The organism is Methylococcus sp. S1M, assembly GCF_051295855.1.
Classification (GTDB): Bacteria; Pseudomonadota; Gammaproteobacteria; order Methylococcales; family Methylococcaceae; genus Methylococcus; species Methylococcus capsulatus.
This window is the reverse complement of sequence record NZ_JBPDXO010000045.1, coordinates 1-344: the sequence shown is the minus strand read 5'-3', so window position 1 is coordinate 344 and position 344 is coordinate 1. Positions and strand designations below refer to the sequence as shown.

Below are 344 nucleotides of genomic sequence, written 5' to 3'. Positions count from 1 at the left end.
CCGGAATTAGGGGAGATCAGAAGTAGAGCTATGCGGCCCTGGCCAACCGCTGTTTTGGCGTGATGCCGCCCAAGGCCATGTTTGGGCGTTCGTGATTGTACGTCCACATCCAGCGTGTTGCGAATGCCTGCACTTCCTCCAGTGACTCCCAGTCATACTGCGACAGCCATTCATGGCGCACCGTGCGGTTGAATCGCTCCACATACGCATTCTGCTGCGGCTTGCCCGGCTGGATGTATTCAATCCGGATGCCTTGCCGTGCCGCCCAGGCCTGGACCTTCGCACTGATATTCTCCGGCCCGTTGTCGCAGCGGATCACCCGTGGTCGCCCCCGCCATTCCATC

General features: G+C 60.2%; 1 protein-coding gene. It reads right to left on the bottom strand.

Translation table 11 applies throughout. From position 1 onward, the window contains the following. Positions 1-28: 28 nt before the first annotated feature. A partial coding sequence (locus tag ACSHWJ_RS16020; RefSeq protein WP_432540117.1) for an integrase core domain-containing protein occupies positions 29-344 on the bottom strand: 316 nt, incomplete at its 5' end.